Origin of the sequence: Bartonella sp. LB28NMGDW, assembly GCF_042194435.1 — a bacterium.
Lineage (GTDB): Bacteria > Pseudomonadota > Alphaproteobacteria > Rhizobiales > Rhizobiaceae > Bartonella > Bartonella grahamii.
In genome coordinates this window covers 171,246-192,862 of record NZ_JBHIMX010000001.1, presented here as the reverse complement: position 1 = coordinate 192,862, position 21,617 = coordinate 171,246, and the positions used below count along the sequence as shown (strand labels likewise).

Annotated in this window: 17 protein-coding genes; 7 read left to right on the top strand and 10 right to left on the bottom strand. The window is 38.7% G+C overall.

Annotated elements, in window-relative coordinates; genetic code table 11:
* Positions 1-456: 456 nt before the first annotated feature.
* From ACFIKG_RS00800 to ACFIKG_RS00785, 4 genes are read right to left on the bottom strand one after another with little or no spacing between them, the layout of a single operon-like run.
* The gene (locus ACFIKG_RS00800) at positions 457-2,553 is read right to left on the bottom strand and encodes a glutamine amidotransferase (protein ID WP_375625762.1); all 2,097 of its coding nucleotides are present in this window, start codon (positions 2,551-2,553) and stop codon (positions 457-459) included.
* The gene (locus tag ACFIKG_RS00795) at positions 2,550-5,348 is read right to left on the bottom strand and encodes a DUF4159 domain-containing protein (RefSeq protein ID WP_375625764.1); all 2,799 of its coding nucleotides are present in this window, start codon (positions 5,346-5,348) and stop codon (positions 2,550-2,552) included. Before ACFIKG_RS00795 ends, ACFIKG_RS00800 begins: the two co-directional genes overlap by 4 nt.
* On the bottom strand, positions 5,345-6,256 hold the full coding sequence (locus ACFIKG_RS00790) for a DUF58 domain-containing protein (protein ID WP_375625766.1): 912 nt from the start codon (positions 6,254-6,256) through the stop codon (positions 5,345-5,347). The genes ACFIKG_RS00795 and ACFIKG_RS00790 overlap by 4 nt, the downstream gene beginning before the upstream one ends.
* Positions 6,257-7,288, bottom strand: a complete 1,032-nt coding sequence (locus ACFIKG_RS00785; RefSeq protein ID WP_375651570.1) for an AAA family ATPase — start codon at positions 7,286-7,288, stop codon at positions 6,257-6,259.
* Positions 7,289-7,535: 247 nt separating this feature from the next.
* On the opposite strand from ACFIKG_RS00785, the gene ACFIKG_RS00780 reads away from it, so the two are divergent.
* A complete protein-coding gene (locus tag ACFIKG_RS00780) occupies positions 7,536-8,789 on the top strand; it encodes a CCA tRNA nucleotidyltransferase (RefSeq protein ID WP_375651569.1) in 1,254 nt (417 codons plus the stop codon).
* 537 nt (positions 8,790-9,326) lie between these two features.
* Here ACFIKG_RS00780 and ACFIKG_RS00775 read toward each other — a convergent pair.
* Positions 9,327-9,803, bottom strand: coding sequence for a tRNA (cytidine(34)-2'-O)-methyltransferase (locus ACFIKG_RS00775; RefSeq protein WP_375651568.1), 477 nt, complete (start codon positions 9,801-9,803; stop codon positions 9,327-9,329).
* A gap of 728 nt (positions 9,804-10,531) precedes the next feature.
* Here ACFIKG_RS00775 and petA point away from each other — a divergent pair.
* The 4 genes from petA (at position 10,532) to ACFIKG_RS00755 (ending at position 13,782) form a co-directional block, all read left to right on the top strand.
* Positions 10,532-11,080, top strand: coding sequence for a ubiquinol-cytochrome c reductase iron-sulfur subunit (gene petA / locus ACFIKG_RS00770; protein WP_375625083.1), 549 nt, complete (start codon positions 10,532-10,534; stop codon positions 11,078-11,080).
* A 4-nt stretch (positions 11,081-11,084) separates the two neighbouring features.
* A complete protein-coding gene (locus ACFIKG_RS00765; RefSeq protein ID WP_375651567.1) occupies positions 11,085-12,341 on the top strand; it encodes a cytochrome bc complex cytochrome b subunit in 1,257 nt (418 codons plus the stop codon).
* Positions 12,335-13,228, top strand: coding sequence for a cytochrome c1 (locus tag ACFIKG_RS00760; protein ID WP_375651566.1), 894 nt, complete (start codon positions 12,335-12,337; stop codon positions 13,226-13,228). Before ACFIKG_RS00765 ends, ACFIKG_RS00760 begins: the two co-directional genes overlap by 7 nt.
* 113 nt (positions 13,229-13,341) lie before the next feature.
* On the top strand, positions 13,342-13,782 hold the full coding sequence (locus tag ACFIKG_RS00755) for a PRC-barrel domain-containing protein (protein WP_375625080.1): 441 nt from the start codon (positions 13,342-13,344) through the stop codon (positions 13,780-13,782).
* 157 nt (positions 13,783-13,939) lie between these two features.
* Here the strand turns inward: ACFIKG_RS00755 and ychF are convergent, their stop codons facing one another.
* Positions 13,940-15,043, bottom strand: a complete 1,104-nt coding sequence (gene ychF / locus ACFIKG_RS00750) for a redox-regulated ATPase YchF (protein ID WP_375625777.1) — start codon at positions 15,041-15,043, stop codon at positions 13,940-13,942.
* A gap of 264 nt (positions 15,044-15,307) precedes the next feature.
* Between ychF and ACFIKG_RS00745 the strand changes: the two genes are divergently transcribed.
* The gene (locus ACFIKG_RS00745) at positions 15,308-16,051 is read left to right on the top strand and encodes a L,D-transpeptidase (protein ID WP_375648323.1); all 744 of its coding nucleotides are present in this window, start codon (positions 15,308-15,310) and stop codon (positions 16,049-16,051) included.
* Between the two features lie 242 nt (positions 16,052-16,293).
* Here ACFIKG_RS00745 and pth read toward each other — a convergent pair whose 3' ends face one another.
* Positions 16,294-16,875 (bottom strand): aminoacyl-tRNA hydrolase, encoded by a 582-nt coding sequence (gene pth, locus ACFIKG_RS00740; protein WP_375651565.1) that lies wholly within the window; start codon positions 16,873-16,875, stop codon positions 16,294-16,296.
* 76 nt (positions 16,876-16,951) lie between these two features.
* Entirely contained in the window at positions 16,952-17,581 is a 630-nt protein-coding gene (locus tag ACFIKG_RS00735) for a 50S ribosomal protein L25/general stress protein Ctc (protein ID WP_375625077.1), read from the bottom strand.
* A gap of 292 nt (positions 17,582-17,873) precedes the next feature.
* On the opposite strand from ACFIKG_RS00735, the gene ACFIKG_RS00730 reads away from it, so the two are divergent.
* Entirely contained in the window at positions 17,874-19,373 is a 1,500-nt protein-coding gene (locus tag ACFIKG_RS00730) for a helicase HerA domain-containing protein (protein ID WP_375625076.1), read from the top strand.
* On the opposite strand, the gene ACFIKG_RS00725 is transcribed toward ACFIKG_RS00730, so the two are convergent.
* Both ACFIKG_RS00725 and pgeF read right to left on the bottom strand, forming a co-directional pair.
* Positions 19,370-20,302, bottom strand: coding sequence for a ribose-phosphate pyrophosphokinase (locus tag ACFIKG_RS00725; protein WP_375625782.1), 933 nt, complete (start codon positions 20,300-20,302; stop codon positions 19,370-19,372). The genes ACFIKG_RS00730 and ACFIKG_RS00725 overlap by 4 nt on opposite strands.
* A gap of 484 nt (positions 20,303-20,786) precedes the next feature.
* Positions 20,787-21,578 carry a peptidoglycan editing factor PgeF gene (gene pgeF / locus ACFIKG_RS00720; protein WP_375651564.1) on the bottom strand — a complete coding sequence of 264 codons (792 nt, stop codon included), beginning with the start codon at positions 21,576-21,578 and terminating at the stop codon, positions 20,787-20,789.
* Between the last annotated feature and the right edge of the window lie 39 nt (positions 21,579-21,617).

Below are 21,617 nucleotides of genomic sequence, written 5' to 3'. Positions count from 1 at the left end.
TGTACATTCATATATTTGTTTTGAAGAGATATTTCCCAGTGCGCTTGATCGCATTTCACGAAAGTTCTCAATTCTATGAAAAGTCTCGTTTATAAGGCTTATTATGCGCCACCATTTTACATTTATACAAGGTGCAAAGTAAAACCATCATACTATTCCCTCCCAATTTTGTGAAAATCCTTGCTTTAAGAGGATTCATAAGAGGTACTTTACTCTTTTCTTCAATGGTGTTTATTCATACAGATCTCTTTTAATGATGTGCAAGCGAGTGATTTTAATTAATTTAATATAGAAAGTATTACAAAAAAGAAAAACCCTACAGGGAATAATAACTCAATATGACAATAATGATAAATTATCATTATAGATCAATGTTTTTATCTAATTGTAAAAGACAAGAAAATACACAAAAAAATAAGCTGAATTTTAAGACTATTATATGAAATTTCAGATTTTTCAACGGCTTTCACGATACCACATGCTGCTCAACAGTAAAAGGCAAGCAAGCAGCGCCAAGAAACCAGAAAATATCGAAAAATAAAAGGTATTAATTAAACGGGTTTCTGTCGCTTCTTTCAGAACAATTGAATGTGCTGGGGAAGAAGACGGGTTTATTTTTGATTGAATCAGCTTGAATGGAGGAAGATGAATGTTTTCTTTTCCCTCAGGGTGTAACCGTCCGATGTAACCACCGGTGTGCTTAATAATGGGAGCTAGTTTTTCTTGTGTTGAAATTAAGTCAAACAATTCAAGATTATCGAGTATCCCTACAGAAGAAAGTATTGTTAAATCGCCATTTTTAATGGTAAAAATTCCTGTTTCATCAGTGGTCCCGGTTGCGCTGAAGAGACCTTCTTGCTCTTTGGTGAGAGTGATATTTTCTTTTTTTCCAGAAGGAAAGGTTATTTCAGCGGGTTCTGGATGGTCTTTTAGAGTTTGGCGGCGAATTGTTAAATGATGATGGCTGCTAGTTGCACTTAATTTTTCTTCCTCAAGCTCTGGTTCTTTCATGAGCCAATGGGCAATACGACGATAAAGAGCTGCATAAGGACCGCCGCCTTCGAAACCTCGTGCCCAAAGCCAACTTTCATCGGAGAGCAACATGCCTACACGTCCTTTATCAACATGCGCGAGAAGTAAAAGTGGTTGTTCATCGGCTCCTTTCATGAGGGCGATTCCGTTATTTATGTTTTGAATAGCAATTTGTCGCAACCATTGCCCCCATTGAGAAGCTGGAAGGTTAAGTGTTGCAAGTCCCCTTGTGACAGGATGGCGCTCACCTTCTTTGGTTAATGTGGGGCGAAAAGGCTTTTCAATAATAGTTCCATTGGGCAATGCCGGTAGAATGCTTATTAAAGGTGTTTTCGCAAGTGAGTTGTTTTTTGTAAATTCAGGTCCTGTTACCATCAGCAATGCACCCCCCTTTTGTACATATTGGGCGATATAATCATAATAGATTAAGGGTAGAGCAGCAGAGTGCTGGTAGCCATCAAGGATGATGAGATCAAAGTTATTAATCTCTTCAACAAAGAGTTTTCTTGTCGGAAAGACCACCAAGGATAATTGGCTTAAGGGCGTATTATCTGCTTTGGTGGGAGGACGTAAAATAGTAAAGTGAACAAGATCAATATTGGAGTCACCTTTCAAAAGGTCTCGCCATGTCCGTTCTCCATTATAAGGAGCACCTGAAATAAGAAGAACGCGTAAATTTTCTCTGATTCCTTCAATGATTGTTATGGCGCGGTTGTTTTCAAAGCTTAGTTCACCTTTGTGTGGATCGGTTATCACTTGGATAATATTTTTTTCAGCATGAGGAAGGGTAATTTCAGTTTGAAAAATCACGCCAGGAGTTACAGAATAATGGCCAATGTCTTGCCCATTGACGCTTAATGTAATATTTGCTTTCTGTGGTATTGTTTTTTGGGCTGGCCCTTTATCTTCTACCAAAATGGAGAGCGTTTGTGGTTTGTTGACAAGGGCAAAGCGTGGAGGAGAAATAAACTTGATTTGGCGATCAAATTCATCTGAGTGCCCTGTAATCAGGGCATTGAGAGGGGCTTCATGATGAAGGTCTGATAGGTCAGGAATGTCATGCACTTGTCCATCGGTGATAAAAATGGTTCCTGCATAACGAGAGGGCGGTACATCAGATACTGCTTGTTTTAAAGCCTCAAACAAATTCGTTGAGGGCGCATACTGATTATCAGCAAGTTTTCCAGCTTCAATAAAGCGTGGTTCAAATTGTGGATAATGCGCTAATGCTTGCGTTAATTGCGCGCGCGCTTCATCACTGTCGTTTGTACGTGTTCCAAATGTTTGGCTTTTGCTGCGGTCAATAACAATACCTACGGTGCTTTTCAGTGGTTCGCGCTGTTCTTTTATGATCATTGGATTGAGCAAAGCAAGGATGAGGGCGCTTAATGCCATCAGACGAAATAAAGAACCTTGACGTTGCGTAACAAGACCAACAACGACAAAAAGCATTGATATTCCACTTAAGAACAGAATCCAAATGAGTGGTAAAAAAGGCTGAAAAGTGAAAAATGATATCATTGCCTTCTTTCTCTTTTAAAGCGTTCCAAGAGTGCTGGAACATGAACTTGGTCCGCTTTATAGTTTCCTGTAAGAACATAAAGGACAATATTTAAACCTGCACGAAATGCCCATAGACGTTGCATTGGATCATTGGGAACAAGGGGATATTTCCATGTCCCTTTTTCATCGAGTGCCCAAGCCCCGGCAAAGTTATTGGCGGTGATGAGAAGAGAACTTACATTATCACCGCTAGCAAGAGAATTTTTATTTTTTTTGTTTGTTGATGAGGATTCAATCCATAAAGGTGAACCACGGTAGAGACCAGGAAAATCTGGCATAATATAAAAAGAACGTGCAACAACATGATCCGTTGATGCTGGCTCAATGGATGGAATATTTAACTCTTTTAAGATATCTCGTAATCGTTGCGTTTCTGGAGTGGCATCTCCTTCAAGATTAAGATTACTCTTTATCTGATCGCGTGTGTCAAATAAAATTGTTCCCCCATGTTTCATAAAGTTATTTATTTTTTCAAGACTTTTGGGGGTAGGTATAGGACTCTTAACATCAATTGGCCAGTAAATAAGAGGATAAAAAGAGAGTTCATCTTTATCGAGATCAAGTGCTGTAACAGAGCCTGGGGTAAGCATTGTACGTTCTGCGATAAATTGACTTAACGCTTCTAGACCACTTTTACTCGTTGTATCAATTTCATGATTATTGGTTATAACATAGGCAAGATGTGTTGCACCAGCAGCTTGTACACTATCATGATGATTTTCTTTCGTTTGTGCATGAAGTGTTGGATCATATGAAAATAAGGCAATAAGACTTATAAAAGGGAGGAGAAATATATTACGCCGTTTCATGAAAGAAAAAATATCTCCCATCCATAAAATGAGAAAATTGTCAAAGGCGAATAATAAGATGGCTAATCCTAAAAGTGGACCGATAAGATTTTTTTCTTTTGTATCGTAAGATAAAGGGCTTTTATTAAGAGAAGTTGGCAATGATGATTGTTTCATCAAGTGCGACGAATGAGTTAAGAGATTGAGTGCATAAAAATCGCTTTTGACACCATAAAGTCCTGGGGGAGTATTATAGGAAGGATGGGGTGGATTTTGAGAGTCAAAGACCAGTGGAACAACATGAGAGGGCGGTACTTGTAATTGTCCGTCAGCGGCTATGGTTCGCCACGGGTTTTGTACCATTGTTCTTTTTTCTCTATGTGTTAGGTTGGTGTTTTCGTGAGACCCTAATGTGATTAGTTTTTGCAACATTTGTGCAAAAAAGCCAGAAAGAGGAAGATTAGACCATGTTGGGTCAGGAGCAACATGAATGAGAATGAGGGTTCCTTTACCACGTTTTGCTGCGGTAATAAGAGGGGTTCCATCCGCAAGGCTAAGCCACGTTTTTTCAAAAAGATCTGGGGCTGGTTCTGCGAGGATTTGGCGCGAGACAGAGACATCTTCTGGAAAAGGGAGATCAAAGAAAAAACTATTTTTTGCAAAAGGAGCAAGCTTTTGTGGTTTCGTCCAAGACATAATACTTCCAAGGAAACGTTGACCCTGACGCAGCGGTATCGGAAGGAGACTATCATAATGTTCTGCACTACTGAGTTTTTCTCCTGCAAAGCGGATGAGTGTTCCCCCTTTATTCACAAAATCAGAAAGTTTTTTTTCTGCTTTTTCAGGCATGTTAACCATGTCGCTCATAATGAAAACAGATGGATTTTGTTTAAGCAAATAATCAATATCCGTTGAAAGCTCTCTTCCACCGGCGGTTATAAGCTGTGTATATTCCTGTAATGCTTTGATAATGTAATAAAATGGAGAAAGTAAAGGCTGTGCCATTTCATTGGTATCGGGTGATAGAAGAGCAACACGGCTTATCCTATTATGGCTGTCTACCAAGAAAGTTGCAGCAGCATGGTTTTGATTATTCATTTTTATCCAAGCGATGTCATTGCGTAGTTCAAGTGGTACATCAAAAGGGACAAGAGCTGTTGTTTCTCCTTCAGAAAAATTTTTCGTAAATTGACCGAGAAGTTGATTGTTTGAATCGTAGAGGTTGAGTGTAGCGGAAGTTTTGCCGTGTGTTGTTGAGCGGATAATACGCGCGACCATACTTCCATCATTATTTTCTACGGATGTTATACCGATTAAATCGGAAATATCCGCCAAATACCATAAGAATTTTTCAGGTTTTAATTCTTCAAGCAAAGCAAAAGTTTGCTCATCTTCATTTGTTTGTAATCCATCACTTAAATAAGCAATATCAAGAGGTTTTCCTTTGGTTATTTTTCTGAGTTTTTTTAAGACATGCACACGGTTGACAGACCAAGGACGCGGTTGCAAATGCATTAAATGCTGTTTTATAATCTTAGCTGGTTGGGGCTCTATATTGGAGATATCATTTTCAGCCGTTGCAACAAGGTAAATATTTTTTTGCTGTTTTTCTGCCTGTGTAAGGAGCATTTCAGCGATAGAGATGCGCTTTTTCCATTCTTTTACAGAAGCCCAACCATTATCAATAATGAGTGCAAGGGGTTGAGATCCCGAAAAGCTGATTGGTTTTTGATTCCACGTGGGGCGTGCTAAAGCTATGATAACAAGTGCCGCTATGGTTAAACGCAACAAGAGCAACCACCAAGGTGTATGTTTTGCTGTTTCTTGCTGATGAGTCGGTTTGGGTAAGAAGCGTAACGGAGGGAAAAGCTCTTTACGCGGAGATGGAGGAGTTATCCGCAACAGCCACCAAATGACCGGTAGGAATAAAAGCCCTAGTAACAGAAAGGGAGCAGAAAAACTCAAAGCGCCCCCCTTTTTTGCAATGGAGAGCCGCCCATTGTATTTGCAAGATAAAAAATGGTCTCTGTTAAAGGTTGATCCGTTGTACTAACATGATAAGACCATCCTTGGCGTGCGCAAAAATTTGCCAATTCTTGTCGCCTTGCGTGATATAGTTTACAATAGTTCTTACGAAGATCTTCTGCTTTTGTGGAAACATGTTTCTCTTTCGTTTCAGGATCAAAAAATTCTGTGTGGCCTGTGTAGGGAAAGCTTTCTTCTGCGGGATCAGAAATTTCAATTAAATGAGCTGTCACCTGTTTTGTAGTTAAAACAGTTAAATGTTGGATGATTTTTTCAGGATAGTCGAGAAAATCACTCATTATAACGACATGTGAAAAGCGTGTAATCGTTGAAAAATCCGGAAATGAATTTTCATCTGAATGATTTTCTAAAGCAAAGGCTATTCGCTCTACGACATTTGATGTCATTGTGGGGGACATTAAGTTTGGAATAGCAATATGTTCGCCACTGCGAGCAAGAAGTGATGCTAGGGTAAGGGTAAGAATAATGGCATGATTACCTTTAGAGATTTTAGAAAAGCGCGAACAGTAATGCATTGATGCGCTCTGATCGAGACAGAGCCAAACGATTTGTGTCATTTGCCATTCGTGTTCGCGGAGATACGTATTTTCATCACGCGCTGAGCGACGCCAATCAATGCGGGTAATGGATTCTCCTTCCATATAGGGACGAAATTGCCAAAAGTTTTCCCCATTACCGCGTTTACGTTGTCCATGCCATCCGGTTATCAGTGTATTAGCGATATGACGCGCTTGTAAAAGGAAATATGGCATTTTGCCAATATCCTTATGGAGTTCATTTGCCAGCGACAATGGAGGCTTTTGTAAAACTTTTTTGCCAATAGCCATTCAAAGAGCATCTTTCACAAGATTATTGATAATATCTTTTACGGTTATATCTTCAGCACGGGCAGAAAAATTAAGAGCCATGCGGTGTTGTAATACGGGATAGGCCAATGCTTCAACATCATCAAGTGAGGGGGCTAAGCGTCCATAATAAAGAGCACGGGCGCGAACACAAAGTGAAAGGGCTTGTGATGCCCGTGGACCAGGTCCCCAAGAAACATAAGTATTAGCAAGGCTATTGTCTTTATGAGGGCGAGTTGAGCGGACAATTTTTAAAATAGCTTCGATCACATTTTCTGAAAGAGGCATTTTGCGAACGATATTTTGAATTTTTTGCAATTTTTTGGCAGATAAAATTGGTTTTGCATTTGATTTCTTTTCTTTTGTTGTTTCTAAAATGATCCGTCGCTCTGTTGTGAGGTCAGGATAGTCAATATCGATTTGCATCAAAAAGCGATCTAGTTGCGCTTCAGGAAGTGGATAGGTTCCTTCTTGTTCGAGAGGATTTTGCGTTGCAAGAACATGAAAAGGTTGTGGCAAATCATAACGGTTACCTGCAACAGTAACATGATATTCTTGCATAGCTTGTAAAAGGGCTGACTGTGTCCGTGGAGAAGCACGATTGATTTCATCGGCCATGAGAAGTTGCGTGAAAATAGGACCTTGAATGTATCGAAAAGAACGTTTACCGTCTTTATCGGAATCCATAATTTCAGAACCAATAATATCCGATGGCATTAAGTCAGGAGTAAATTGGATGCGTTTTTCGTCAAGCCCTAAGACTGTTCCCAATGTTTCAACAAGACGTGTTTTTGCAAGTCCTGGAGCACCGACAAGAAGGGCGTGACCACCAGCAAAAATAGCGATTAAAGCATATTCGATTACCTGATTTTGCCCAAAAATAACTTTGTCAATTTCTTGTTGTAAAATATCCAATTCTTTGTGTGCCGTATCAATATCATCAATAATGACTTGAGCATCATGATTGATATTGACCTTTTTTACAGAATTGGATGATGGATCATGTTGACTCATATTTCTTCCTTAAGGCGTTTGTCGCAAAAATGGTAATTTTCTCTGCATGATAATGGATATCTTATTGTTTGTAACAGAAAATGAGAAGAAATGAAGTATCATATGCCATTTTTTCATATTCGTATACAAGAAGAGAAAAGTTTTTTTGGAAGGAATAGACGTGTTTTATAAGGGATGTCTTAAAAATTTTGTTGTATGAAGAGAGTTCTTTAAAGCAATGAAGACAACTTTTTTGAAAGGTTAAAGGGTGAACATAAGACAGGACTTCAAACAGGTTGCGTGGTTACAACAAAGGGATATCCAAACACTTCTTCGTGTTTTATCTGAGGAGGGAGAAGAGGCGCGTATTGTAGGGGGAGCAGTGCGCAATCAACTGCTAGGGCAGCCTATTAGTGATATTGATATTGCAACAACCTGTTTGCCGCAACAGGTTATTGCACGTGTAGAAGAAGCAGGATTTAAAGCTATTCCTACAGGGATTACTTTTGGTACAATAACAGTAGTTGCTCATTCATGTTCCTATGAGGTTACAACGCTTCGCTGCGATATTGAAACAGATGGTCGTCATGCAAAAGTGGCATTTGGTCGTGATTGGAAAAAAGATGCTGAACGGCGGGATTTTACGATAAATGCGCTTTATTGTGATGCTGCTGGCAATCTTTATGATGATGTGGGAGGTTTGAGTGATATTGCTAGCCGAACAGTTCGTTTTATTGGGATTGCAGAAGATCGTATTTGCGAAGATTATTTGCGTATTTTACGTTTTTTTCGCTTTTTTGCATGGTATGGAGCAGGGCGACCTGATGTACAAGGATTGAAGGCATGTGTTCGTTTAAAAGACGGTTTAAAAAAACTTTCTTCTGAACGTATTTGGGCAGAAATGAAAAAGCTTCTTACGGCGTTTGATCCAACGCGTGCTCTGTTATGGATGCGACAAAGCAGAATTTTGGCACTCATTTTTCCTGAAACAGAACGATGGGGTATTGATGCAATTCACGCATTGGTGAAGACAGAACACGCTCTTGGTTGGAAAGTTGATCCATTGTTACGGCTAGAAAGCCTTCTTCCTCCTGACCCCATACGTCTTCATGAAATGGCACAGCGCTTGCATTTTTCCCATAAAGAAAGAACGCGATTAAAAGAATGGGCAGAGTTAGAAATAATAAACCAAAACAGTTCTGATCATTTTGTGCAAAAACTGATTTATTTTCATGGACGACAGCCAGTTTTAGATCAATTATCGTTGTCTGTCGCTGCATCACATCTCGATAATCTGGAAAAAAGTGATGCTTTGCAAAAAGCAGAGGATTATGTCAAGCTTCATCAACTTGCCAAAAAATGGCAGATTCCAACTTTTCCCATTAATGGTAACGATTTAATAAAGAAAGGTTTTGCTAAAGGTGTGCTTTTAGGAAAAAAGCTTAAAGAGTTAGAAATGATATGGGTTGAAAGCGGATTTTTAATGGATCGTCATGTATTATTAGAAAAAATTGATTTATAATAATAATTCATTATTCGTCATGTGAAACAAGAGCTCTGAATATTGTAAGGTTATTTCAAACCTGTTCTTATTACATCAATCAAAATTATAGCCTTACACATTACAAGTGGGGAAATCCGTGTGAGGAAAAATGATTACAGAGAGAAAAAAAGTCTCGTATGAACCATTTCAAAGATAAGGATTTTGAAAGTGAAAACGGATAAAAAGAATAATGATAGCGGTTTGCACTTTGTATGAGCATAAAGAGGGGGATGTCCAATGGATTTTTACTATGAGGAGTATTTAATCATTCATAGGTGGTGATATGAAATGGATGTGATGAGCACTAAGAAATATTTATTTTATCAGCACTTGATTGTTGGAAAATGATAAGCGTTATACGCTCTAACTGTTCTTTATATGTTGTATATTGTTTTCGTGATAATTTATGGGTTTTTATAGGCATTCTGTAAGTTATTCCAAAAGTATTATTGAACTTTATGCGCTTTTAATTACTCATTATATTCTACTAAAGATTTTAATGGAATTGTTGTGTTTTTATAGATTACAGTTTCTTTCATGATAACCAATTTGTCGTAATGCTTCTCCCGTTGTTATGGCTACGCACATGGCGAGATTTAGAGAGCGTGCCTGTGGTTGCATGGGAATTTTCAATGTGTAATCGGCAGCTTCATGAACATAATCGGGAACCCCAGCTGTTTCACGACCAAAAAGTAAAACATCATTTTTTTGATAGCATATCTGCGTATAGCATGTTTTTGCTTTTGTACTTAAAAGCAACAGACGGCGGTTAAAGTGTTTCATGGAGCTTATAAAATGTTGCCAATCGATGTGTCGTTTTAAGGAAGCATATTCGAGATAATCCAATCCTGCGCGTTTGAGATTACGATCCGACAGATTAAAGCCTGCGGGTTCAATAATGTGCACATGTAAACCAAAACAAGCGCTGAGACGTAAAATCGTTCCAGTATTACCAGCGATATCAGGTTGGAAAAGAGCTATATGAAGTGTCATGTTCTCTGTAATATGATTTTTCTTTCGACTTTGTAAAGAAGCGCCACAATTTATTCGAAAAATATGCTTTGAGAAATACATGTTTTTTTACGTTTAATTTTTATTCACTTTAAATTTCAGGGAAAAAGTTATGTACACAGGTTTGTTTGGGATAAGAGAGAATCTCCCTATTAGGGACTTCCTTTATATTGAGCGATACATGAAATGGATTGGCTCATTATGTTGAAAAGTGGGATATTTAATAAGGTTAGATCATCCATTTTAATGAAAATCAACAAAATATGCTTTTTATGCAAAAGCAGAAGCGGAAAAAATACTCATTCAACCAGTTGGAATTGAGGGAGGGAGAGGTGCTGTAAATGTGTTAAAGAAATAATCGATAAGCTCAACTTATTTACTGAGACCTGGTCATAACAAGACTATGTTTCTTTCTTTAGGAGTGTTTATTTACACGCTATCTCCATTTTTCACAGGCGGGGGAGTAATTTTGATTGATTAATATGAATAGGTTTGAAATGAAAGAAGTTTACGGTGTTTCAGTATTTCATTCACTCTGTAAAACGATGAATTATCATTATAAAGCAGTTTTTTGTATAGACCATACAAATGGCAGAAGTTTTTTACAGGCATGTTGTTATGGTTGAGGCAACTCAGTGATCAAGCATTGTACAATGGGAGAGGGTATGGTAGAAGAATGTTTTAGCAAATAGTCTCTTTAAGTTAAGGCCATGGTTGAGCAAACGAGGCGGGATTTTCTGTTTTTGGTAACAGCTGTTGCAGGAGCAGTTGGAATGGGAGCGGTTGCGTGGCCTTTTATCCGTCAGTTGCGTCCAGATGAAGCTATTTTGGCATCTTCCTCTGTTGAGGTTGATCTTTCTGGTATTGAAGAGGGGATGTCGGTGACGGTAAAGTGGCGAGGACAGCCTGTTGTTATTCGAAATCGTACGACAAAAGAAATTGCTGATGCGCGCGCTACTAAATTAAGTCTTCTAAAAGACCGTCAAGCGCGAAATCCTAATCTTGAAGGTGAAAAAGAAGCAACAGATTTTGCGCGTTCAGCAGGTAAAGGACGTGAAAATTGGCTTATTGTTATTAATCTTTGTACGCATCTAGGCTGTGTAACACTTGGGCAATCGGGTAAATTTGGAGGATGGTTGTGTCCTTGTCATGGGTCTGTTTATGATACTGCTGGAAGAGTGCGGTCAGGTCCAGCTAACTATAATTTGGCTATTCCACCTTACCAATTTCTTTCTGATACTTTGCTCAAAATAGGATAAGGTTATGACAAGCTTTCCTCCTTATTGTCCTAAAAATGCTCTTGCTCGTTGGTTTGATAAGCGTTTTCCTCTTCCTCGTTTTTTTTATAATACATTTATAATTTTTCCTGTTCCGCGTAATCTTAATTACTTTTACACATTTGGCGGTATTTTGACCATTATGCTTTTATCACAGCTCTTGACTGGTATTGTCTTGGCTATGCATTATGTTCCAGATATTCATTTGGCTTTTGAAACTAGTGAACGATTTCGGCGTGAAGGGCAGTTTGGTTGGCTTTTTCGTCCATGGCATTCTGTAGGATCTTCGTTTTTTTTTATTGCTGTTTATATCCATTTGGCACGTGGACTTTATTATGGTTCTTATAAAAATATGCGAGAAATGGTGTGGGTTACAGGTATTTTTATTTATATCATCATGATGGCAATAGCATTTTTTGGTTATGTGCTTGTTTGGGGGATGATGTCTATTTCAGCGGCTTCAGTGATTGCAGGGCTTTTAAAAACGATACCTTTGGTGGGGACATGGTTGCATGAGACACTTCTGGGTGGTTATGGCGTAGGACAACCAACGTTGAATCGTTTTTATGTTTTCCATTATGTTTTATCATTTGTTTTGCTTCTTTTTGTGGGGCTGCATATTTGGGCAATCCATTGTGTTGGGCAAGGCAATCCAACGGGTCTTGCTATACAATCAGATAAGGAAACGGTTCCATTTTCACCTTATGCGCTTATCAAAGATATTTTTGCTATTACTGTTTTTCTGATCTTCTTTGCCTGGTTTTTGTTTTATATGCCCGATTATATGGGGCAGGCTGAAAATTATAATGTGGCAGATCCTTTAAAAGCACCTCTTCGTGTGGTTCCAGAATGGTATTTTTTGCCTTTTTATGCGATACTTCGTGCTATAACTTTTGATATTGGTATTTTCCCTTCCACTTTTGTGGGCTTTGTTTTATTCGTCAGTTCGATTTGCATTTTAATTTTTGTGCCATGGTTAGACCGCTCTAAAATATGTTCAGCAAGATATCGACCTGTTTATAAAATTTTCTTTTGGGCGTTGGTTATTGATGTCGTTTTCCTTGGTTGGTTGGGGTCAAAAGAAATAAATGACAAAATCCTTTTATGGACGCAATTGGCTACGGTTTATTATTTTATATTCTTTTTGGTTATTTTGCCTACTTTGCCAGCCTTTGAAAAAAATTGTTCTCTTCCTTCTTCAATTATGCAAGATTTAAAACAGAAAAAAAAGAGACTATGGTAAATGTTTTTGTCGGACTGATTGTTATCGTTGCTATGAGCTTTTCTGCTCAGAGTTTAGCGAGAGATGCCTCTGATCAGGAGGAGGAATTTATTTCTTTTCCTTTAAGGATTCCTAAAAAACAAGAATGGAGTTTTTCAGGTCCATTTGGGCTTTATGATAAGGCGCAATTGAGGCGTGGGTTAAAGGTTTATAAACAAGTTTGTTCCAGCTGCCATGGGCTAAAATATGTGGCTTTTCGCAATTTAAAAGCTCTTGGGTATGATCAAGAACAGATTAAAGCTTTGGCGGGGCAATATGAAGTGCGCGATGGTCCTAATCGAGAAGGAAAATTTTTTAAACGTGCTGGGGTTGCAACGGATTATTTCCCTTCTCCCTTTGCGCATGAAGAAGAAGCAAGATTTATTTTGAATAGTGCTTATCCTCCAGATTTGTCATTGATGGTACGTGCACGTAGTGTATCTTTGCCTTTTCCTGCTTTAATTACTGATGCATTGACTCATTATGATACAGCTGGTCCAGATTATATTACAGCTCTTTTAACAGGATATCAGAAGGCACCGAAGGAGATAAAAGTTGCGGATGGTTATTGGTATAATCCTTATTTTATTGGCGGGAATTCTTTAACTATGGCTCCTCCTTTGAGTGATGGTATGGTTGCTTATGAAGATGGAACTCCAGAAATCATTGAACATTACGCGCGCGATGTTTCTGCTTTTTTGATGTGGGCTGCCGATCCTCATATGGAAATTCGTAAAAAAACCGGTTTTCGTGTTATTTTATTTTTAATCATTTTTGCAGGGCTTGTTTATATTTTAAAAAATCGTATTTGGTGTGGTTTAGAAGAAGAGTTAGAGAAAGAAACAAAAGACGAAATAAAGAGAAAATGATAAAGCGACAAGGCTTGAAAGAGTATAGAGTATAAAGAGCATAAGGAACAAATCTGTTTATGATGCATTGAGATTTTATAAAGTAAAAGCAAAGTAAAAACGGAGATGTTAAAATGAAAAAAATTGCATGTACTACTCTTATGTCAATTTTGATGGTTTCTAGTACTTACGCCCAGTCTTTTGAAGTGCCTTCAAAACCTGAAATGATCTCTTCTACGGGTATTGTACAGGTGGGGGTAGATAAGTCTGTGCGTTATGTGACACCTTTAGCAACGGATTTTGTTGCTTCCAGCCTTATAGGCGCCAATGTCTATAATATAGAAGATGAAAATATTGGTGAAGTAAAAGATATTATTTTGCGTGAAAATAATATTGCAGGGTTTGTTGTTGCTGTTGGTGGTTTTCTTGGCATAGGCGAGAGTTATGTAGTCGTTTCTCCAGAAACAATCCAGATGACAAATGATTATGGTAAATGGAAACTCATTACAAATGCGACAAAGGATTCTTTAAAGGACGCTCCAACATTTAAATACGAAGGGCGTTGGGCGCGCTAATTTTATATGTCCATTCTTTAATGGATAAAACTGTTGCTATCATAATAATATGCTAGCAACATTTTTTTGTTCAAAAAATTCTTGGCAGCTTTTGCTACAAGATTCCAAGGACCTATTACAAAGTTTTCAAGATAAACTATTAAGACAGAGTGAAGATTTAAGTATTATGTTTAAATAACATGACATCGCCATCTTGTACAATGTATTCTTTTCCTTCATCGCGGGCTTTTCCTGCTTCTTTTGCACCACTTTCTCCACCCAGAGCAATATAGTCATTGTAACTGATGGTTTGGGCACGAATGAAACCGCGCTCAAAATCTGAGTGAATAACGCCAGCTGCTTGGGGAGCTTTTGTACCACGCGTAATTGTCCATGCTCGTGTTTCCTTAGGCCCACAGGTGAAGTAAGTGATGAGATCAAGCAAAGAGTAGCCAGCACGAATAAGGCGATTTAAACTTGGTTCGAAGAGTCCTAGAGCATTGAGATATTCTGATGCTTCAGCATCACTCAGTTGTGTGATTTCCGCTTCGATAGAAGCAGAAATGATAATGCTTTGCGCATTTTGCTCTGTTGCCATTTTTTCAACTGTTTGGGTAAAGCTATTTCCATGAGCGGCGTCATTTTCGCTTACGTTACAAACATAAAGTACAGGCTTGGAGGTTAAAAGATTCAAACTCTTAAGAATGGGGTGTTCATCGGAAGAGATATCTTTGAGTAATAACCGGACAGGGTTTCCCTGTTGCAGTATGTTTAATGCTTTTTCCATAAGGGGTAAAATTGTGAGAGCTTCTTTATCTTTTCCGGTTGCTCGTTTACGAATTTGTATGATTCGTCTCTCAAGACTTTCAAGATCCGCAAGCATGAGTTCGGTTTCAACGGTTGTGGCATCACTAACAGGATCAATACGCCCTTCTACATGGGTAATATCTTCATTTTGAAAACATCGTAAAACGTGGACAATGGCATCGACTTCGCGAATATTGGCTAAAAATTTGTTTCCTAAACCTTCGCCTTTTGAAGCTCCTCGTACAAGCCCCGCAATATCGACGAAGTTAATGCGTGTAGGAATTATTTCTTTTGAACCAGCGATTGATGCAATTTTTTCCATTCGTAAATCTGGAACGGCAACTTCACCGGTATTGGGTTCAATGGTACAAAAAGGATAATTGGCAGCCTGTGCAGTGGCTGTTTTTGTTAATGCATTAAAAAGAGTTGATTTCCCAACATTAGGTAATCCGACAATACCGCATTTAAAGCCCATGAGAGTCTTTCTTTTCTTTTGATTTTATAGTCAAGATAGCTTCTTTTTTATAGCATATTTTCAGAAGAGTTATAGTCTTTGTGTTGCGATAAGTGAGAAAAAAGTCTAAAGTAACAGATAATCTGCTTTTTTACCTTAGTTCTTCTTATCTTAATGCTCTCCTTAGTCTCAAGGATAAGAAAACTTCGAATTAATGTTAATAATGTGCTAAGTTTTTCATGATATGCAAATCTGCATAAATAATTAATCGGAGAAAATAGAAGAGTGTTATCTCGTTGTGCCTTTTTAATTGCAGCACTTTTAGCTTTGGCTGGATGTGCTACACATCAGTCAGATATGTCATCGGTTCCTTTTCAACAAGTTCGATACATTCCACCAGAAATACAGGCTTTGTACGGTCCTGTAACGAATGAGACCTATTTGTTACCTGCTGTTGATCTTGCGACAATTGATCCAAAGTTTTGGCGACAAGAAGTGATTTATTATACATCTTATCCACCTGGAACATTGGTTATCGATACGCAAGAGTGTTTTCTTTACCTTATTGGTGAAAATGGAAAGGCTTTGCGTTATGGGATTGGGGTCGGTAAGGAAGGTTTAGCATTTGATGGTGAAGGGGTTGTACAGCGCAAGCGTCGGTGGCCAAATTGGGCTCCTACTGCAGCTATGATGGCTCGAGAACCAGAACGTTATGGTCATCTTGGGAAAGGAATGCCACCAGGACCCGATAATCCATTAGGTGCGCGGGCACTTTATTTGTTCAAAAATGGGAAAGATACACTTTTCCGTATTCATGGCTCACACGAATCGTGGTCAATTGGGCGTGCTATTTCAAGTGGGTGTATTCGTTTGCTTAATCAAGATATTATTGATCTTTATGATCGTGTTCCCGTTGGTTCGCGTGTTGTGGTCTTACAAAACAATAGGAGTATTCCTACAGTTTATAGTCAACAATCAAATGGCTATGATCCGCTACAGTCGACCATTCAGCCAAATGAATTTTTTTAATTTGGGGGAGAAGATTGGAGAGAACCGTTTGAGTATTTTGGTTTGCTGTTCAATCTTCTCTTTCTCTCAAAAGAGAATATAAACCTTTCTTTTTCAAAAGTGTATACAAGATTGTATTCTTATTTTTTTTATAGCTTCTCAGGTTGCCAACAGATTTTGCCTTTTAGAAAGTGTATAAGAGGCATTTTTTTCTTTTTTCAAGAGTTCTTATCCATATGCTTCACGCGACTGTGATACGCAAGTCAATGGCTTTGATTGTTTTTTATCGTTTGTGAAATTTCATTCATAAAGAGGGATTTATCATCTTTTATAAGGAGAGCGATATTTTTTGCGATTGTCTCTAAGAGAGGGGATAACCATTCTTGATCAGATTTGGCAAAATTTCCCAGAACATGTTGATGAACAAGTTCTTTACTTCCAGGATGACCAATTCCTATGCGTATACGACAATAGTTAGTACCACAATGGGCATCAATAGACTTAATACCATTATGCCCATTATTTCCTCCACCAATTTTTATACGAACTTTTCCTGGTGACAGGTCTAACTCATCATAAATGATGATCAAATTCTTCAGATCTAATTTATAAAATCGCAAAGCTTCACCGATAGCTTGACCAGAGAGATTCATGAAAGTTTGCGGTTTTATAAGAAAAATTTTCTCATTATTTATGAAACCATTAGAGATTTCTGCTTGAAACTTCTTCGACCATGGAGAAAAAGAGAAGGACTGATAGATGGCATCAACAGCCATAAAACCGATATTATGGCGGTTATTTTGATATTGTAAACCAGGATTGCCAAGACCAGCAATAAGCCACATGTGTATCTTCAGTCAAAGTATGAGTAAGGGTAGTGTCTCATAAATTAAGGCGGAAAAAATTCCCGCCTTTTGAGTTTTATGAAGTTTGCGTGTCTTCTTCATCATCTTCTTGTTCAGAAGTTTCATCACTGACATCCATGCCAGCAGGAGCTGAAATGGTTGCAATGGTAAAATCTCGATCTTGGATGATGGGAGTCACATCTTTTGGCAGTTGCACTGCTGAAATGTGAATAGAATCACCAATAGAGTAGCTGGCGAGATCAATTTCAATAGCTTCAGGAATAGCACTTGCTGGAGCAGTACATTCAATTTCGTGCCGAACAATATTGAGGACACCACCCTTTTTAAGTCCAGGTGCTGTATCTTCATTGAGGAAGTGGACAGGAATATTCACTTCTACAACGGATTTTGCTGAAATGCGTAAGAAATCTACATGGAGGGGAAAGTCACGCACGGGATCTAATTGATAATCTTTTGGCAAAACCATAATTTTTTGCTTGTCAAGAATAATCGTTGCAATGGTGGTACGAAAACCACCGGCATGAATTTTGTAGAAAATTTCTTTATAGGGAACTGTTATTGCCAAAGGGGGTTGTTTTTCACCATAAATGACAGCAGGAATAAGACCGTTGCGGCGAAGTTCACGGGAGGACCCCTTACCAACCCGCTCGCGTTTTTCGGCCTTAAGAGTGTAGCTTTTGCTCATAATTTAAGTCCTTTTTACATGATTGGAGATCCTTCAAAAACAATAATAGTTTTTGCATGGATATGAAGATATGCGCTAACCAACAGCGATCGCTCCATTCTGCGTTGCCTCCAAGGGTGTCTACGCAGAAGCTTGTTCTATAATTCAAACTATTCATAGATGCAAGAGTTGTGGGAAAAATCGATGATTTCTACCGTTAAAAAGGAGGAAATGTTACAAATTACGGTGTGGATGGAGAATCAACCAATATGCGCTGGCACTGATATGTTCAAAATCAAACACTGGAGATGTTATGAAGGTTGAGATTGCCTTGGGTGAGATGTCAGAGAGTCGTGCTTTGCATAAATCGATGCCAGCACTTCTTGATCTGGAAGAATTATTGGCGACACGTCTTCTTGTACAAGGTAATTCCGGTTCAGGGAAATCACATCTTTTACGCCGTCTTTTGGAGCAAAGTGCTAAGTGGGTGCAGCATTGTGTAATTGATCCAGAAGGCGATTTTGTAACTTTGGCAGATAAATTCGGTCATGTTATTGTAGAGGCTCAACGTAGTGAATTAGAATTGACTCGTATTGCTCATCGCATTCGCCAACATCGGGTTTCAGTGGTATTTAATCTTGAAGGTTTGGATACTGAACAACAGATGCGTGCTGTAGGGGCTTTTCTTGGGGCACTGTTTGATGTGGAACGTGATTATTGGTATCCTATGCTTGTCGTTGTCGATGAAGCACAATTGTTTGCTCCAACTGCGGCAGGAGAAGTTTCTGATGAAGCACGTAAGATTTCTCTTAGTGCTATGACCAATCTTATGTGTCGAGGGCGTAAACGTGGTCTTGCTGGTGTTATTGCGACACAACGTTTGGCTAAGTTGGCCAAAAATGTTGCTGCTGAAGCTTCAAACTTTTTAATAGGGCGGACTTTTTTAGATATTGATATGGTGCGCGCTGCTGATCTTTTGGGAATGGAGCGCCGCCAAGCGGAAATGTTTAGAGATCTTGAGCGGGGGAATTTTATAGCTTTAGGTCCCGCTTTATCACGACGTCCCTTACCAATCATTATCGGTTCTGTTGAAACTTTGGCACGCTCTTCTAGCCCTAAATTAATGCCACTTCCAACAGAGCGGGATGATGTGCAAGAGCTCGTTTTTACTGCTTCACCAGAGGAAATTTTAAAGCCATTTAAACAAATACGAGAGCCGATGAGGGAAAAATCAATGCACGAGATGTTAGAGGAGGTAGTGCATAAAAAACAAGAGTTGTTGGAAGAAACCCCGAGTTTATTTCCTGAACTTTCTGATGTTGAGCGTGACGGCCAAGCAGAACATATTATTCGGGAAATTCTTGAAGATTCTGAGGCTTTTTATCGTTCAACAGCGGTGCTTTATCAAGATTTTTCAGTTCGTTGTCGTATCCATGGTATGTCAAAGGTTCCTTTTAATCTTTCACAGTTTCGGCGTAAATTGGCTATTGCTCAGGCTTTTGTTGATGAACAAACGGCTGTCAGTGAACATTGGAAACATATTTTGCAGATATCAGAAAGTTTAGAAGAAGATGTCCAAGGAGTGTTCTTGAATGTAGCACAGGCCGCATTAGGGGGAAAGCCATGTCCATCGGATGCATTTTTAGCACGTCTTTATGGAACTCATTCTTTAAGCCGTGCACGCCGACTTTTAACCTACTTTGAAGAGCGTGGACTTATTGTTATTCACACGCATTTTAGTGGTCAACGTATTGTTGCATTTCCTGATCTTGGTGTTGAAACAGCACCCGGAGACCCCAAGGAACCACTTTAACCAAATAAGCTGGAAACCGATTGTTCTGCTGCTGTCCTTGCTATTGCTTCCCCAATAAGGTCGGCAATGGGCAAAACACGAATATTATGGGCGTTCTCAATAGCTTGTGTTGGCATAATTGAATCTGTAATAACCAATTCTTTCATCTCTGAATTGCTAATTCGTTCGATTGCATTACCAGAAAGAACACCGTGCGTGATATAAGCCGTGACACTATTGGCACCATGTTTAAGCAGAGCACTTGCTGCATTGCATAAAGTTCCACCTGAATCAACAATATCATCAAGCAAAAGGCAATCTTTTCCCGATACATCTCCAATGATATTCATAACCTCTGATTCACCGGGACGTTCACGACGTTTATCTACAATAGCAAGCAAACTGTTCAAACGCTTGGCGAGCGAGCGTGCGCGTACAACACCACCCACATCAGGTGAAACAACAATAACATTTTCAAGAGAATAATGCACTTTGACATCGCGAGAAATGACAGGAACAGCATAAAGATTATCCGTAGGGATATCAAAAAAACCTTGAATTTGTCCTGCATGAAGGTCTAATGTTAAAACACGATGGGCCCCTGCTTCAGTAATCAGGTTGGCAACAAGTTTTGCGGAAATGGGAGTACGCGGACCAGGTTTACGGTCTTGGCGTGCATAGCCAAAATAAGGGATAACAGCTGTGATGCGACGTGCCGAAGAGCGGCGAAGCGCATCAATCATGATGAGCAATTCCATCAAATGATCATTGGCAGGATAGGATGTAGATTGCAAAACAAACACGTCCTGTCCACGTACATTTTCATGCAGTTCTACAAAAATTTCTTGATCAGCAAAGCGCTTTACAGTTGCTTTGCCTAAGGGGATGTTCAAATAATTTGCAACATCTTCAGCTAGGCGTGGATTAGAATTTCCGCAGAAAAGTTTCATAGTAGAACCTCTAAATCATCATGGTGGGAATGCGACACGGTTTTTAATTTCTTTTTATTAAATTGCAAGAGAACGATTACAAAAGCCTTACAATTTTATCGATTATTGTTAAAGAGCTATGCGGTATGTTTTCTCTTTTTCCAAAAGTTTGTTGCTTTTAGAGCAAAGTTTTTTCTCCATGCGACAAAGAAATACGTATTGATTAAGCTTTTTGGTTATTACTTTATAAAAAAATGCTTTCAATATGGGGAATGTTTCATATTTAAGATGAATGAAGGGGAGTAAATAACAAAGAAGTATAATCTTGCTTTCAATCATTATAACTAAACATTGAAAATGATTCAGAGCAAATGCTATCATATTTTATGGGCTGGTAAATGATTTTGTAAAAAAAGCAAAGCAAAGTACAATAGGATTTATTTTTACATTTGGGTAAAAAGTTTAGTTTTGCAGTTTTGGTATTGTTTTAAAAAATAAAAGGGGATCATCTTTTATTTTTTAGCATAATAGTAGAAATTTGCCGTCCGTAATCAGGTTCACTACGGTGTATTGCACGGCGATAGGAGAAAAAACGCTGTTCATCTTTGTAGGTGCAAAGCTCTACACAAGAAGCATTAACGCCTGCTTCTATGAGTTGATGCATAATGAATGCCCACAGATTAAAGTAAAAGTGATTTATTTTGTCTTTTTTTATAAAATATTTTTGGTATTTACTGTGGCAATCAATAAATTGGTCGTAAAATTCGCTTGTTACTTCATAGTGGCAAGGACCAATACAAGGTCCAAGGACTGCTGTTATTGATTGTCTTTCGGCTCCTTGTTTTTCCATAACAGCAATTGTTTTCTCGATAATTCCATTTAAGCTTCCGCGCCAGCCAGCATGAGTTGCAGCGATGACACCTGCTTGTGGATCAGCAAACAGAATGGGTCCGCAATCTGCTGTAAGAATGCCGATTACGAGTTCTTGTGTGGTGGTAACGAGAGCATCGGCTTTAGGAGGGGAGCCGATAAAAGCTTTATCAACGACAACGACTTCACAAGAGTGTATTTGATTGACAGTGACTAAATTTTGTATCTCAACATCAAAATAATGAGCGACCAAAGTGCGGTTTTGTATAATATGTTCAGGGTGATCATTTGAGCTTTGGCCAACATTAAGGCTTTGGTAAAGGCTTTTTGAAACACCACCTTGACGAGTAAAAAAACCATGTTCTATCCCATGGGTTTGTAAAGTAGAAAGATTTTTTGCAAGAATGGGATGAGGGATAGATTTCATAAAAGTTCCTTATGGAGATTATTGGAAGCGAGGGTGGAG

Excerpts from the sequence above, each read along its gene's own strand:
- ACFIKG_RS00800 (WP_375625762.1), bottom strand. The coding sequence starts at position 2,553 with ATGATATCATTTTTCACTTTTCAGCCTTTTTTACCACTCATTTGGATT.
- ACFIKG_RS00790 (WP_375625766.1), bottom strand. The coding sequence starts at position 6,256 with ATGGCTATTGGCAAAAAAGTTTTACAAAAGCCTCCATTGTCGCTGGCA.
- ACFIKG_RS00785 (WP_375651570.1), bottom strand. The coding sequence starts at position 7,288 with ATGAGTCAACATGATCCATCATCCAATTCTGTAAAAAAGGTCAATATC.
- ACFIKG_RS00775 (WP_375651568.1), bottom strand. The coding sequence starts at position 9,803 with ATGACACTTCATATAGCTCTTTTCCAACCTGATATCGCTGGTAATACT.
- petA (WP_375625083.1), top strand. The coding sequence starts at position 10,532 with ATGGTTGAGCAAACGAGGCGGGATTTTCTGTTTTTGGTAACAGCTGTT.
- ACFIKG_RS00765 (WP_375651567.1), top strand. The coding sequence starts at position 11,085 with ATGACAAGCTTTCCTCCTTATTGTCCTAAAAATGCTCTTGCTCGTTGG.
- ACFIKG_RS00760 (WP_375651566.1), top strand. The coding sequence starts at position 12,335 with ATGGTAAATGTTTTTGTCGGACTGATTGTTATCGTTGCTATGAGCTTT.
- ACFIKG_RS00755 (WP_375625080.1), top strand. The coding sequence starts at position 13,342 with ATGAAAAAAATTGCATGTACTACTCTTATGTCAATTTTGATGGTTTCT.
- ychF (WP_375625777.1), bottom strand. The coding sequence starts at position 15,043 with ATGGGCTTTAAATGCGGTATTGTCGGATTACCTAATGTTGGGAAATCA.
- pth (WP_375651565.1), bottom strand. The coding sequence starts at position 16,875 with ATGTGGCTTATTGCTGGTCTTGGCAATCCTGGTTTACAATATCAAAAT.
- ACFIKG_RS00735 (WP_375625077.1), bottom strand. The coding sequence starts at position 17,581 with ATGAGCAAAAGCTACACTCTTAAGGCCGAAAAACGCGAGCGGGTTGGT.
- ACFIKG_RS00730 (WP_375625076.1), top strand. The coding sequence starts at position 17,874 with ATGAAGGTTGAGATTGCCTTGGGTGAGATGTCAGAGAGTCGTGCTTTG.
- ACFIKG_RS00725 (WP_375625782.1), bottom strand. The coding sequence starts at position 20,302 with ATGAAACTTTTCTGCGGAAATTCTAATCCACGCCTAGCTGAAGATGTT.
- pgeF (WP_375651564.1), bottom strand. The coding sequence starts at position 21,578 with ATGAAATCTATCCCTCATCCCATTCTTGCAAAAAATCTTTCTACTTTA.